The sequence below is a fragment of the Lutimonas halocynthiae genome (assembly GCF_030409835.1).
GTDB classification, from domain to species: Bacteria; Bacteroidota; Bacteroidia; order Flavobacteriales; family Flavobacteriaceae; genus Lutimonas; species Lutimonas halocynthiae.
On record NZ_JAUFQO010000004.1, the window covers coordinates 73,044 to 87,703 of the forward strand.

General features: G+C 36.7%; 8 protein-coding genes. All 8 read right to left on the reverse strand.

What is annotated here, in order from left to right; translation table 11 throughout:
• Positions 1-2 precede the first annotated feature (2 nt).
• Positions 3-2,351: an MFS transporter gene (locus tag QWY87_RS06150; protein ID WP_290289513.1), complete on the reverse strand. Its 2,349-nt coding sequence runs from the start codon at positions 2,349-2,351 to the stop codon at positions 3-5.
• Between the two features lie 37 nt (positions 2,352-2,388).
• Complete coding sequence (locus tag QWY87_RS06155; protein WP_290289514.1) at positions 2,389-3,864, reverse strand: glycoside hydrolase family 30 protein; 1,476 nt, start codon at positions 3,862-3,864, stop codon at positions 2,389-2,391.
• Between the two features lie 64 nt (positions 3,865-3,928).
• Positions 3,929-4,957, reverse strand: coding sequence for a glycoside hydrolase 5 family protein (locus QWY87_RS06160; RefSeq protein ID WP_290289515.1), 1,029 nt, complete (start codon positions 4,955-4,957; stop codon positions 3,929-3,931).
• Between the two features lie 43 nt (positions 4,958-5,000).
• A complete protein-coding gene (locus QWY87_RS06165) occupies positions 5,001-6,287 on the reverse strand; it encodes a glycoside hydrolase family 17 protein (RefSeq protein WP_290289516.1) in 1,287 nt (428 codons plus the stop codon).
• 7 nt (positions 6,288-6,294) lie between these two features.
• Positions 6,295-9,753, reverse strand: a complete 3,459-nt coding sequence (locus QWY87_RS06170; RefSeq protein ID WP_290289518.1) for a 1,3-beta-D-glucan phosphorylase, GH149 family — start codon at positions 9,751-9,753, stop codon at positions 6,295-6,297.
• Between the two features lie 66 nt (positions 9,754-9,819).
• Positions 9,820-11,331 (reverse strand): sugar porter family MFS transporter, encoded by a 1,512-nt coding sequence (locus QWY87_RS06175; RefSeq protein ID WP_290289519.1) that lies wholly within the window; start codon positions 11,329-11,331, stop codon positions 9,820-9,822.
• Positions 11,332-11,370: 39 nt separating this feature from the next.
• Positions 11,371-12,867 (reverse strand): glycoside hydrolase family 30 protein, encoded by a 1,497-nt coding sequence (locus QWY87_RS06180; protein ID WP_290289521.1) that lies wholly within the window; start codon positions 12,865-12,867, stop codon positions 11,371-11,373.
• Between the two features lie 129 nt (positions 12,868-12,996).
• Complete coding sequence (locus tag QWY87_RS06185; protein WP_290289523.1) at positions 12,997-14,637, reverse strand: glycoside hydrolase family 16 protein; 1,641 nt, start codon at positions 14,635-14,637, stop codon at positions 12,997-12,999.
• Positions 14,638-14,660: the final 23 nt, after the last annotated feature.

Sequence of the window (14,660 nt, forward strand, 5' to 3'; positions counted from 1 at the left end):
AATTATATGTTTTTTAATTTTTCATTTTTATCCCAAATTCCCCAACGTTGACCTACGTCACCTTCGTGATGCACTTTCCAAGATTCATCAAACGACGAGAAATAATACAATTCCACCCCTTCTTTATCTGCCCATTTATTAGCATTAATAAAGTATTTCAGGGCATTTTCCTGAGACGGAATTGCTTCGTTGATTGAACCTCCTTCACTGGGCCAGCCAGTTTCAGAAATAATTACGGGTTTGCCTTTTGCAATACCTTTTGTGACCTTATACATATGGTTTAAATAAATAGTTGCCTGATCTATAGGATACCCTTCCCAAAAAGGATAGCAATTAACCAGGATAATATCGCAGGCTTCAACAAGCTCAGGATGTTCTATAAATTTATAATAGGCATCTACATAAGCAACTGGAATATCTGGTAATGCTTCTTTTACTTTTTCAATATAGTCCAGTAATTCTTGCGCTGTTAAATCGTTTCGAAGTAATACTTCGTTACCAACAACGGCTATATCAACATATCCTTTTTTGGCAAGATCAATTAAGGCGTTAATCTCAATATCATTTTGAGCTTTATCATGCCCTACCCAGGCACCAACCATTGTTTTCAAGCCTTTTTCACGCGCTGTTTTTGGAATGATCTCATTTCCATCTGTACAAGAAAAAGAACGAACCCCTTTCGTGTAAGGTGTAATGATATCCATACGTTTTTGAATTTGTTCTGCAGACAAGATGTCACCAATTTCCTGACCTTCTGCATAAGGGCTAAAACAGATACCTGATAGTCCATCATTCAATGACTGCGAATAGAGTTTTTTGATTTCTGTTTTAGATTTTGTGCTAAAATCAATATCAGTTTTTAAGCCAATATCCAAATCAACAGAGGCTAGTGACAATAATTTACCGCTTTGGTAATGATCACTTAATTCATTTGTAGGTGTTGTGGAATTGCGCTTATCCAATTCTGTACGAATTTCATTCGCGCGCTCTTCTGTCACATCATAATTCTTCATAATCAGCATGGCAATAATGGTTCCTACCATTGGGAAAAAGCAAAAGAATGCGTGCAATCCATCAACCGCTCCTTGTTGATCTGTCGTTGCTAAATCTGGATTAAAGCCAACCACACCAATAATTACACCACTAAGTGCACCGGCTATTGCAAAACCAACTTTAACCATCCACCAATAAATGGCACCAAAAATACCTTCTCGCCTTTTACCTGACCTCAATTCATCAATATCGATTACATCAGCTGTCATTGACATCATGATGGTAAATAAGCTCCCTATACCAAAAGAGAAAAAGGGAAGTGCAATAAGGTAAAGCCAAGGTTTTCCGGGTATAAAAAGAAAATACATCATGACGTAGCCTATAAGAGAAATACCCTGTGCCCACATAAATGCTTTTATCTTGCCCATTTTTTTTGACATCCAAGTAACTAACGGAATTACGATAAAAGTCGTACCTAAAGCTCCAATACAACCAAACAATGCAACCCAAATACCGGTAGCGGCTGCATCACCATTAAATAATCTATATACAATCACAAAATAGGTTAGGGCAGCTACGGTATTAAATGCATTAAAAATTAAAAATGTGGCACCACATATCTTTCTAAATTCTGCTATTTTAAACGCATCTTTAAAGCTTTCCACAATTTTTATTAGACTACCTCCAATATTAGAGGTATTCAGTGGCTCATAATTTTCCTCAAGGGTCGACTTACTTTTAATAAATATAGCAGGTACCATCGCTGCAATTGCACAAGGTACTGCAACCCAAATTGCTAAATCACGAATCGCAACCTCTTGAGATGGAAACCATTCCGGATCATCCATAATCACCCAGAACCATGGAGCAATGACCCAAGCCCACTGCCCAATCCATTGCGCTACAGCCATGATATTGGTTCTCTCGTGAAAATCATTACTCATTTCGTATCCCATAGCTACATAGGGTACGCTAAAAAAGGTAAGCCCTAAATAAAAAACAACCGACCATAAAAAGAAATACCAAAAATTATATTGCAAAGAATTATCTGCATAGAGCTGCCACATAATAGTAAATGCTACGCCCATGATAACCGCACCAATTAAAACATAGGGTTTCCGTCTTCCCCATTTCGATTTGGTATTATCAGAAATGAAACCCATTATAGGATCCGTAATGGCATCAAAAACTCTTGGAAAAAAATAAACAAGAGACCACATCCATCCATTAAATCCAAAGGATTGCACTAGAGAAACCATAAATATTCCGAGAATAGCTGGAAACATTTGATTGGCAAACATTCCGACCCCAAAGGCTAATTTTTGACCGAACGGGACTTTTGTAGAAACTGTAGACATATAATTAGTTTTAGTTAGTAAGCAACAGGAATGGATCCTACTGTTGACCTTGTATTAATATTGTTTGAATCGCTTTTTCATTTATGCTAATATCTATTGTTTTTTCATCTAGGGACAAAGTGAAATTCTTCGATGTATCTCCTTCATTAAACACCACTACAGCAATTGAACCATCTTGATTTTTTGCAGCAGTGACCATTAAAGATTCATCTGAATTTTCAAATCCGATACGCGTTGCACCAGGTCTTATAAATTTACTGAAATGACTTAGTGCATAATAGATCGGGGTAAAGTAAACTTCGTCATTTTCAGGATCCACGATTACCGGTGCTAAACACCAATTTTCAAACCAGTTTGGGCCTCCTTGCTTATCAAGAACCATATTCCAATCTATCCAACCATCTACCCAATTATTCATACATCCGATTATATCTCTCGCATAGCGATTAACAGGTGCATATTTAGGATGTAAATATTTTTGATCTTCCGGCGCCCAATCCCATCCCCAATCTGTAGATTCTTTCGACCAGTACCATTGATCATCCTGCCATTTAGGGATTTCAGAATCACCGCAGGCCTCAGATTGAATTAAATATTTGTCAGGAGCCTTTTCATGTGTATATTGAAGTGATTCCGGAAAATAATCATAGGTGCTTGCATACCAGTGTACTGCTGTACCATCATAGTATTTGGAAGACGCTTCGTCTTTGAACATTACATCAGCCCATTCTTTCAACTCTTCGCCTCGGTTTTGATCATAGCCAAGGATTTTAACATCGTGACCATCTGATTCTAGTTTTGGCCCAAGATGATGTTGAACAAAATCAGTCATCTCTTCTGGCGTAAAATGCATACTCTCCCAGTTGTTATTGTTACCTAAAGGTTCGTTTTCTACAGTGAAGCCCCAAATATCAATCCCTTCCGATTTATAAGCTTCTATATATTTTGAAAAAAATAAGGCCCATGTATCTTTATATTCAGGCAATAATTTACCCCCGCGCCAGTCATTATTATCTTTCATCCAAGGTGGTGCAGTCCATGGGGATGAGAGAATTTTAAATCCGTCTTTTGATATAGCCATGGCGTCTTTAATCATTGGGATCAAATCATCACGGTCTTCATCAATTGAAAAACTTTTCAAGTCTTTATCTCCTTCAACAGGAGCATAGGAATAATTACTTAAGGAGAAATCGCAAGAATTCATATGCGTTCGAGTGAGCGAATACCTGGCTCCTTCTTCTCCAAAATAAGCCTCAAGAACTTTTCCCCGATTTTCTTTACTCAAGTTGTTTAATAGATATGCCGAAGACTCTGTAAAAGAGCCTCCAAATCCAGTGATCGTTTGGAAGGTATCCTCAGGTGATAATTGTATAGACGATTTTTCATCGCCTATAGAAAACTCCTTTATCTGTGTAAGTTTATTCCCTCCAGCTGAAGTTTCATAAACAGCTACCTCTAATTCCATATGTTTAGTATTACATCCCATCAAGGTCATGATTATTAAGGTGTACATGAAGTAATTAAACTGTTTCACATATGTATATTTAAACAAAGTCGTACGATGGTTCCTTTTATTTTTATTCGGATAATCCATTATAAATTGTTTTTACAACATCAAATGTTTCTTTTTTATTCCGGTCTATATCAACAATTCCCCAATACTCTTCATTAGGAGTTCCATCATAGGGTACACCAGTACTATTAGGCGCCCATCCACCAATATCTTGTGAGGCATTATCCCCTGCTTTCCACCATTCATCTGAAAAGGAAAATAAAGTTACACCTGAACATATTTCCATATTATTAAAAACGCTTTCCAATATTTTGGCATTGGCTCCAGCCTGGGCTTTTTCATTTACGCCTTGTTCATACCCTTCCTTTGAGATCGTCATATAACTATCACCTCCAGCTTCAGATAAGTACATGGGTTTTTCACTTACCGCCTTCCACTGATCATAAATATCTCCTGGTTTATCCCAACGATAAACATTCATACCCCAAACGTCTATATTTGGACATGAAGAAAGCGCTAATGTATCAGGTAACTCACCGTGAGCAGTAGTTACCGGGTGGGTCGCGTCATTTTCATGAATGATTTTAGCAGCATTGTTCATAGCTGTATACCAGTTTTTGATATCTCCTTCAAACCATTCCGGATGATAATTGTACTCGTTACCAAGTTCCCATAGCAAAATGGCTTCATGTGTTTTGTATTTATTTACATAATCGATAAATGTGCCCGAAAGAATATCAAAATTTCCGCCTTGATTGTAACCAAATCCAATGATCACTTTTATACCCGCAGCGTGAATCTCATCCAGTACGGCTTCATCGTCGATCGGCCCATATACTCTTATCGTATTTATTCCGGCCTCAACCATAAGTGCTAAATCCTGAGTTAAATTTCCAAAACTTCTGACATCACTATTCTTCGGCACAGGGTTGTAGCAAATGCCTTTGATAACATAAGGATGGCCATCAACCATAATTTGACGACCTGATATCTCTACAGATTGATTCGTAAAAGGTGAACCGCACCAAATCAGCGTTCCAACAAAAAGAAAAAGAGCGATTTTACTGAATTTTATTAAATTAATTTTGTTCATTTATTATCCTTTCAATATTCTGTGTACTACCTATTCATTATTCTTATTCAGCATTTTCATTCAGGGTTGGGGGTGGTAAAACATCATTCATCAATTTTTCCTCATCTCCATTATAAGTTTTCTCAATAGGATTCCCACCTCTTGTCAATCCCTTAAAAATGCCACTATCGACCATATTCCATAAAGCATATTTCGCTTGACCTTCTTTGGTGAACAAGCCAAAATGATTTTCAGAACCCATCGGATTCTTCGAATCTTTCCATGGCTCATTAAATCCTTCAAAATAAAAACATGATATACCGGCTTCATTTGTCCATTCTCGCATGAATTTATAATACATGCCTGATTTATACTCATCAGTTGCTCTGGATCCCGTGGAACTATAGAAATCCCCGGGTTTTGAAACGGTAGCCCAGCCTGTTTCGCCAATATGAATAGGTTTGTTAACCCCTATACTTTTCATATAACCTGAAACACTGTCATACTGCTTCTTTGCAAAAGCCTGTGCACGGATCATAGCAGCATCAATTTTCTCCATATCAGATAACTTCTCATTGTCTTCTACAATCCAAAATTCAGGGTTGTAGTGAGTATTGTGATAAGGATAGGTGTGCATCGAGATATAATCTACAGCGTTATATAATTTTTCAAGATCCTCGGTGTGATACTCTGCACCGCCTCCTCCCCAGGAAGAAAAATCATCTGAACTGGTGATCCACAGGTCTTTGGGAAGTTCTCCTGCTTCTTTTAATCCTTGTAAATGGTTCACCCATTTTAAAATAACTGAAGGCTGAACAAAATACGTTGCTGCCCAATGCACCATGGCCTCATTTCCCACGGCAATCACTTTAACGATATCAGGATATTTTCTTGCCAAATGTGCAGCCACCAATATTTGTCCTTCATTGGCTTCACTCTCCTGGTCATGATCAGGTTCTAACCCCGTCCATGCATTCTTGCAATCGATCCAGGCACCTAACATGACATACATTTCAAACTTTGGATCTTCTTCCTTTAATTCAGAAATTGCTTTTAAGAGATTCGTGGCCTGCGGCAAGTGAACCTTGTAAGTACGAACAATTTTAACACCCATTGCTGCCATAATTCTCATATCCTCTTTAAGCTCATCTATTGCAGGCTCAATGCCGTGATCGACATCTCTATAACCTCCATAAGACATGGCCAAATAATCGGGATTTCCTAATATTTCAGCAGCTGTTATCTGTTTTTCTTCAATCACAGTTTCTGTTTCTTTTTTTGTATTATTTACACATCCTGTAGCCATAATCAGTATGGTAAGAATGATTAAACTTCTTAATTTAACTTTCATTTTATCCCTATTTTTTAAATGAAACAATGATCTGACTGATCTCCCCTGTTCTTTTAAAAACTTTCTTACTTGTGTCAAAATCAATATTTAAGTCGGTAAACTCTAAAGAAGGTCCTCGATTAAATTCAACTTTTAAAGCCTCTTTTTCAGAAAGCTTGTATACAACTGGAATCTGGCAATAGGTAAAACAAAGAGAATTCTTATCAACTTCAATCTCTTTTAATTCCTTGTCTATATTCAAATATGAAAAAGTCATAGGTTCCTTTAGAAATTCATCTTTTCTAAGCAAACGAGGATTGAACATAATTTTACCTTCTGACACAGATATGCCTAATTCACCAAATCTGCTTAAAATATCTTCTTTTACCTGTCCTGTCATCCCGGGTTGCTGTGCCCCTTTGCTTCCTGGAGTATGAGAATAGGGGTCGGTTGGAAAAGCACCATACAATTCAGGAGACTTATGAACCCCAATTCCCTCATTGGCTTCGTAATAGTGGTCTAATAATTTGCCGACAACAACATCATCTTCGTCATTCTTAACAGCTAATAAACATGTTTCCTGAATGCTTAAAACCAATTTTGACACCATATGCCAATAAATGGAACCTAAGCCTTCGTAACCAAAAAATGTTCCGGATCTTCCAGTGAACGATTTATGATCAAAAATGCCTTCGAAGACATCCAGCAGGGTCTGCGTATCCTTATTGACAAGTGATTCGTATTCTTCTGGTAATTCAGACAAGGCTTGCTTCAAACTATCTGCATTGTTAAATGTTCCGTTAAAATGACAGATACCATTCACATCCATTTCGATAATCTGTTTATTACCGTCTTTTAACAGCTGCTGTAGTAAATCTGATCGCTTCACTTTTCCGGAAGGGATATTATTCTTTACATCAAATCTTGGTAATTCTTTATTGGGATACAATATGTAACTGTATTGATCTGATCTGAACAAAGCACTATTCTTCAAGGCATCTAAAACTTCTAAAGAGTCTTTGCCTGTAATGAATCCCGAGCTTAAAACAGCCACTTGGCCTTCTAACATTTCAGGTAAATAAGAAATAGATACTTCAGAATTACCCTCTACCGTCATCAAATTATAAGCATGGTACAAATTATCCTTTCTTTTGTTGGCAACTATCGTATGGTCTAAGAATTGTTTCGAGATTTCTAAAAATCGCAATAAATCTTTTTTCGAAATGGAATCTTTATCACTTGAAAAACCGTTTTCATATATTCCTGTTCTATAATCACTGGCAGCAATTCCCAACCCGTCAAGAACTGTTTTCCGATCTTTATCTGAAACCGTTCCTGAAAGTATGTGTTTGTTTTCAGTGAATGTTTCCAGCACTTTTTCAAAAAAGAGTGCTAATTCTATTGAGACTTCATTTTCTTTAGTCGACGCATTTTGGACTATTCCTTCAAAGAAATTTATAAAACGTCTCAGATAATAAAGCGTCACCATAGATACTCCGTTTCCTACCAAGGCATTATTGGCATCATTCCATTCTGGTCTTTGAGTGTTCATCCAAATACCTCCTTCAGGAATAAAGTTTGATATTTTTGCCAGTACAGTTGCCAATAATTTTTCAATAAGATTTACTTTATAGATAAAAAAGTTTTTGTCTCTAAGTAAAGCCCCATCCGCACCTAATTCAATTCTTTTTTGGGCAATTCTTTCATCTGCCTCATGATCAAAGTCTATGGTATCTTTTGGATTCAATAAAATGTCTTGATAACTCTTAATTCTATAAGGTACATTAGCATAGACAAATATTTCCTGATCAAAGTAGGTAGCCAGTTGATTTGGGTAATAATCTTCAATAAACTCCAAGAATTTTAAGAGGTAGATGATTTGATGATCTCCCCAATACCCAATATATGACCATGGATCATCTGGTTCAATTGTCTCCCAATCAAACCCATCCTTTGTCACCCTGTATGGATTATAGCCATCAAAAGTTGTTGCATTCAAGAATTTATGAATCATACTTTCAATAAACTCCGGATACGAATGCGCTAAGGCTTCCCAGTTTTGAAAAATATCTCTCCAGTTACCTTCATAGTCCAGAATTTTTGAACCATCTAATTCACTGGTCGTGTTGATTGAAAACTTATTCCAAGGCCTGCTTGGGTCACCATGTCTTCTACTAAACTTAAGTGGCATGTATTCGGCAGCCAGTCTCTTAAAGTTTTTATCCTCATTATTCTTAGCCAAATCCTTTAAATGACTTAGCATAAACAATTCAGGAAGATTTTTAAGCAGGTCTTCTTTCTTCTTAAATACTTTTTTATTGGCAGTCTCTAGATACTTTAAAAAATCCCATTTTTCAATTTGATAGCCATCGTCAAATATACCACCGCGCATGATATTGAAAAGCGTGTTGGCAAAATGTCTTGTATTCATTAATTTATCAGCGGTTAATTGCATGGCATCTGAAGCGGCATTCAACTCTAATAAATTTTTTGATCCTAATTCGATATCTTCTTGAATGAAACCATTAAGATCTGTTTCATTTTTAATCAATTCAGCAATTTCACTGATGTTTACCATTGTTTGGTTGACATTTGCAACCAGCATCCAGGATTTTTTAGAATTAGGTTCTAAAGTTATATCTGAACTAACAAAATAAGCTCCTTTCTCAGCTTTGACGTCTACTTCCTGAGTAATTTCTTTTCCTTTTCTGAAATTATCAATTTGCAATGATGATAATAAATAAGTAGGATTATCAATTCCTGTTGACCATACTACTGTAGCTTTTAAAGCTTCGCTAGGCTCTGCTTTATCCACTATGATCGCACTTAAAGCATATATCCCTATACCAGCTTCAACTTCTAATTCACATTTCTTATAAGCATCTACTAAATTACTCCTGTCATTTTGTAAGCCGGCATTAACGCCATAAGGCAGTATATTTTGAATCCCATCTAAAACGCTCACTTGAATAACTGAAGAGGCATCATTGATTAAAGTTGATTTTTTTACAAATCCGAACTTATCACTTGAATTCCATTGATACCTAAAAGTAAGACCAAAATCACTATTTGTTTCTTCAAAAATGACTTTATTCCCGAAGCTATTTTTGTATAAGTTCCTTTGGATTTTGTAAATACCCGAATATCTTTCAGAAAAAGGTTCCCATAAATAGGTTTTACCCTCCTTACGAATCTGTAAGATCGTTTTACTTCCGGTGATATCAGCCGATTCTGTTATTTTATCATCAGTGTAGTAGGGAAACAATGACGATTCAGAATCTTTCCTACCTGCTGACAATCCTCCATTGCTCGAAATAAACATCCAATGATTTGAATCGCTCACAATACTCATGAAAAAAGGTCTCATGGCATCATTATTCGAAATTCTATAATAATCTTCATTCTCAAAGGATATTAATTCACCTTTGATTTCTTTTGATCCAAATGTAGTTTTATTGTTTCCTACGTAGATTTGATTTACACTCATTACAATAATTTTTCAGTATCTATAATTTTTATCTATTTCGCAACATGCCTATTTACGTATTCAATATCAGTTCGTTAACAGCTCTTCAACTTCCTCTAAGCTTTTCCCTTTGGTTTCTATCACATATTTTTTAACAAACACTAAAGACAATAGCGCCATGCCTGCATAAATAGCAAATGTTACGGTAGGGCCTAAGTTGGTCAGTTCCCACGGAAAGAATTGTGTCACCGTATAGCTTACCAAAGAATTAAAGAATCCCACAACTGAAATAGCAATTCCTTTTATATTTCCTGGAAATATTTCGGATAATAGGGTCCACATAACCGGACCTAGTGAAATGGCAAAAGCAGCAACATACAACAGAATGGCGATTAATACCATCGTCGCATTAATACTGATAAAGTTTTTGATTTCGTTTCGCTTAAAACTAAATAATTGCGCCTCATTCAACAAAGGGCCGACAGCCTCAAATATTTCATTTTGAGAATTATAAGTTTCTCCTTCTAATGCAGTCAAAGCCGTCTTCATTTCCTGGTTTTCAATTTTTTCTAATGTTGAAGAATTGATGTCATAGGTGGCATTATTAAATGCCAAAGTGGCCATAGTTAAGGCGATTGTCATAGCGGTGGTACCGATAATTAATAGTGGCTTTCTACCCAATTTATCTATTAATCTAATCGCAACTAAAGTAAATACCAAATTTGTTAATCCTACAACTATAGCTTGCAGGAATGAACTATCTGTACTTCCTCCCGCCTGCTCAAAAATAGTTGGGGCATAATAAAAAATGGCATTGATCCCTGTAATCTGTTGAAAGAAAGCGATCCCTAATGCTATGATCATTATGGTTTTCATTCGGCTACTGAACAGATCTGAAAAAGTTCCTTTAGCTTCTTTTTTAGCAATTCCTCTCTGGATTTCTTCAATCGTTAACTGGGCGTATTCTTTCCCGCCAATTTTAATCAGAACCTTTTCAGCGATCTTTACTAAATTCAATCTTTGGATCAACCAACGTGGACTTCTTGGCACTGCAAAAAGTGCTATAAAATAAAACATCGCAGGAATCGCTTCAACTCCCAGCATCCACCTCCAACTTTCACCTTCTAAATCTTTTAAGAAATAATTAGAAAAATAGGCAACTGATATACCGATTACAATATTTAATTGGTTCAATGAAACCAGGCTTCCTCTTAGCTTAGGAGGTGCTATTTCAGCAATATAAATGGGTGCTATTAAAATTGCGCCACCTATCCCAATACCACCAATAATTCTGGCAATTACAAAAGACACATAAGTTGTAGCTGTTGCTGACCAAAGAGCTGAGATCGTAAAAAGCATGGCTGTGATCAGCAGTACTTTTTTCCTACCGAATTTATCACTCATAGGGCCTGCAACAATATTTCCGGCCATAGCACCGAATATGACGCAACCTACTGAAAAACCTAATTCCCAATCTGACATTTCAAAATAGGTTCGGATACCGCTAATGGCCCCTGAGATTACAGCGCTGTCAAATCCCAAAAGGAATCCGCCCAAGGCAACGATAAAACTGATAAACAGCGTGTATGATTTATTCATAATGTAAGAATTGGATATTTGATTAATTGTTCATTCTATCTATTTTAAGACTAGAGTCTGTATCCCATGAGCGGGCATAGACAATTTAGCTGTTTTTTGATCGAGGCTCAACATATAATTAAGTGCTTCGTCACTTGTATTCATTGCCACTACAACCACGCTTCCATCTGTATTAAGAAATGACGTTGCACTAAGATGATTAGCGGTGGTTCCTGTTGAAATTCTTTTGGCACCAGGCCTTATAAATTTTGAAAAATGCCCAATATAATAATACGACCTTGTCAACATCAATTTCCCTGTTTCAGTATTCCCATGAACCGGAGAAAAACAAAGATTACCCACATGATTAGGGCCACCGGTTTGATCCAGTAAAATATTCCAATCTGTCCATGCAACAGTCCCGTTATTGAAATCATTGATCATGGCTTTTCCGTATCTCTCTGCCAACTTTGGATCATCCTCATTTAACCTTTCAAGGTCATACCCTTCATTGCATCCTTCTGTGAAGATAAGTTTTTTGTCAGGATAAGCATCATTTACACCTGCCACGTTTTTATACATGGGTGTTCCGTCTTTCCAGTCTTCATACCAATGAAAGCCTGTTCCCCAAACATATTTGTTAGCTTCGGGATCACTTAAAATCACATTTGCCCGTTCAAACAATAAATCTCTATTATGATCCCAAACGATTACTTTTTTGTCTCCCATTCCTGATTTCTCAAGAGTTGGCCCTAAAAAATTCTTTAAAAAATCTCTTTCTTCTTCAGCCGAGTAGATACATGATTCCCATCGCTGTGTTGCCATTGGCTCATTCTGTATACTTAATCCCCAAATCGGAATACCTTCTTTTTCATAAGCCTCAATAAATTTCACGTAATAATTAGCCCAAGACTGATAGAATTCTGGTTTTAATTTTCCGCCTTGAAGCATGTTCCCGTTTGTTTTCATAAAAGCAGGTGGACTCCACGGGCTGGCATACATTAATAATTCTCCTCCGGCAGCTTCTATCGCTTTTTTGGTAAAAGGCAGACGAAATTTTCTATCTTGATCGATATTAAAAGTTTTTAATTCAGCATCTCCTTCCTCCACATAAGTGTAGCTTCCACTAGAGAAGTCACAACTATGGATAATGGTTCTTGCCAATGAATATCCAATCCCTTTATCGATGCTATAATAAGCTTCCATAAATAGATCCTGCTGGTCTTTGTCAAGCTTGTAAAAAGTTTCAGCAGAAGCATCGGTTAAAGCAGCACCGATACCTACAAAAGTTTGATGTAAACGATCTCTATTAACAAGAATTGAAGCTTCGGTTTCAAGAGGTTGCTTAAATTTTTCAAAACTTACTGTTCCTGTATGTGAAAGGTTAAGATCTGTTTGATGAGCCGTAGTATAAACGGCTGTTTCAGAAATACGCATAGGTGTTGCTTCTTTTTCTACTTCAGGCGACTCCTTAACGGCTTTTTCACATGCAATTAACACTAACATGATGAGCATTGTTGTCAAGAATAATTTTGAAATATTTTTTTTATTTCTCATATGGCTCCAATTTATTAAGTCAATGCCAAATTTAATATTAATAATTAAATTCTATTGATACTATATTGGCAATCACCAAAAGCAAAAAAACGCAGGCCCCCATTGCCTGCGTTTCAAATAATAACTATTTTATTGGTAAACCCTTACATAGTCGATTTCCATAACTGACTCAGTAAAGTCAGGATCAATCGTTCCTCCAAGGTTACCACCCATTGCTATATTCAATATCAAGAACTGAGAGGCGTTAAAAGGCCATGTACTTTCATCCTGAACAGAAGGTTTGTAAGTATAGAATCTTTCATCATCGATAAGAAAACTTATTTGGCTCTCAGACCAGATCACTGAATAAACGTGGAATTCTGTTGTTTCATTTGTAATCGAAGTACTTTTCACATTAATCGTGGCTCCTGAGCTCGAAGGGGTATGCAGGGCACTTTGCACAGTTCCTGGATTATTACCAACATACTCCATAACATCAATTTCTCCACATTTTGGCCATCCAACTATTGAAAAATTAGAGCCTAACATCCATATGGCAGGCCATGTTCCTCCTCCACCAGGTAATTTTGCTCTAACATCCATTCTACCATAGGTAAAGTCAAATTTTCCTTCAGTCTTCAAACGAGAAGAAGTATATTCTTCTCCTTCAAAGTTTTCCTTCTTCGCTGTAATTTTTAATAAACCATCTGCTACGATAACATTTTCAGGTCTGTCTGTATAATACTGTGATTCGAAATTTCCCCAACCATTGTTTCCTGTTCCGATATCATAATTCCAGTTAGCTGTTAATGGAGCTCCATCAACATCAAACTCATCTTGCCATATCAAATCTGAATACTCTGGATCAGGGCCTGGACCACTTCCAGCCTCTACGCTTGAAAATATATGGTACCATGCTAATTCGTTTCTTTGCTGAATCACACGTACTACCAATTCCTCATTCGTAATAGACATAATCTCATAAGAACTAGAATTAACAAAATAACTCATAAAACCGTCATTAGTAAAGTCCATGTTCACTCCTGTAGATGGATTTACTCCTGAATTAATCGGGCTGAACAATACTTCTTTGTTCCCAGAGGTATCATAAGGATAACAAGCATCACCTCCTGGACCAGGCTCTCCAATAGCATCCTGAATCTCATCAGCATGGAAAAAAGTATTCCCTTGGTTTTCTAAGGTATAACCATAAGTTCCGTCGCCGTTATCAGAAAATGTTAGTACATCTTCATATAAACATAATCCTTCTTTTTCATTTGGAGCTGCAGCATAATAGGTAGGGTCAGATACCACTTCACCCGCATCGTTAAACAGTGGTCCAACACCTAAATGGCCCGAAACATCCTGTTTCCAATACCATTTCTTTGAACTATTGTTGGTAAGTGATTTAATAAGATCTTGTGGAACTTCAAAATCAACAAAAACCTCTACTTCTTCTGTGATACTAGAGGAAACTCCCCCTTCACCAAAAGCAACGATTTTGACCAAATACGTATTTGTACCCGTCTTTTTATAATAATTTGAAGCTTTACCATTTGATGAAACAAATGCATCTTCACTATCGCTATTTCCAAAGTAAAAGTGGTAATTCAGCGCTTCTGAAGCTGTTGCCTGAAAGTTGACAAGTCCAGAACCATCAGCAGAAACATCTGCTATCAACCCCAGGTTCGTGGGGACGTATAAGGTGCCCAGCTGAGGTACTTCCTCCTGACATCCATTGATAATAAATAGCATTATCAATGAGAATACGATTTTATTGATTGTTTTCATATTAAAGTCGTTTTATCTGTTAG

What these genes read in the sequence shown, in the direction of transcription:
- QWY87_RS06150 (WP_290289513.1), bottom strand. Translation starts at nt 2,351, where the DNA reads ATGTCTACAGTTTCTACAAAAGTCCCGTTCGGTCAAAAATTAGCCTTT.
- QWY87_RS06155 (WP_290289514.1), bottom strand. Translation starts at nt 3,864, where the DNA reads ATGTACACCTTAATAATCATGACCTTGATGGGATGTAATACTAAACAT.
- QWY87_RS06160 (WP_290289515.1), bottom strand. Translation starts at nt 4,957, where the DNA reads ATGAACAAAATTAATTTAATAAAATTCAGTAAAATCGCTCTTTTTCTT.
- QWY87_RS06165 (WP_290289516.1), bottom strand. Translation starts at nt 6,287, where the DNA reads ATGAAAGTTAAATTAAGAAGTTTAATCATTCTTACCATACTGATTATG.
- QWY87_RS06170 (WP_290289518.1), bottom strand. Translation starts at nt 9,753, where the DNA reads ATGAGTGTAAATCAAATCTACGTAGGAAACAATAAAACTACATTTGGA.
- QWY87_RS06175 (WP_290289519.1), bottom strand. Translation starts at nt 11,331, where the DNA reads ATGAATAAATCATACACGCTGTTTATCAGTTTTATCGTTGCCTTGGGC.
- QWY87_RS06180 (WP_290289521.1), bottom strand. Translation starts at nt 12,867, where the DNA reads ATGAGAAATAAAAAAAATATTTCAAAATTATTCTTGACAACAATGCTC.
- QWY87_RS06185 (WP_290289523.1), bottom strand. Translation starts at nt 14,637, where the DNA reads ATGAAAACAATCAATAAAATCGTATTCTCATTGATAATGCTATTTATT.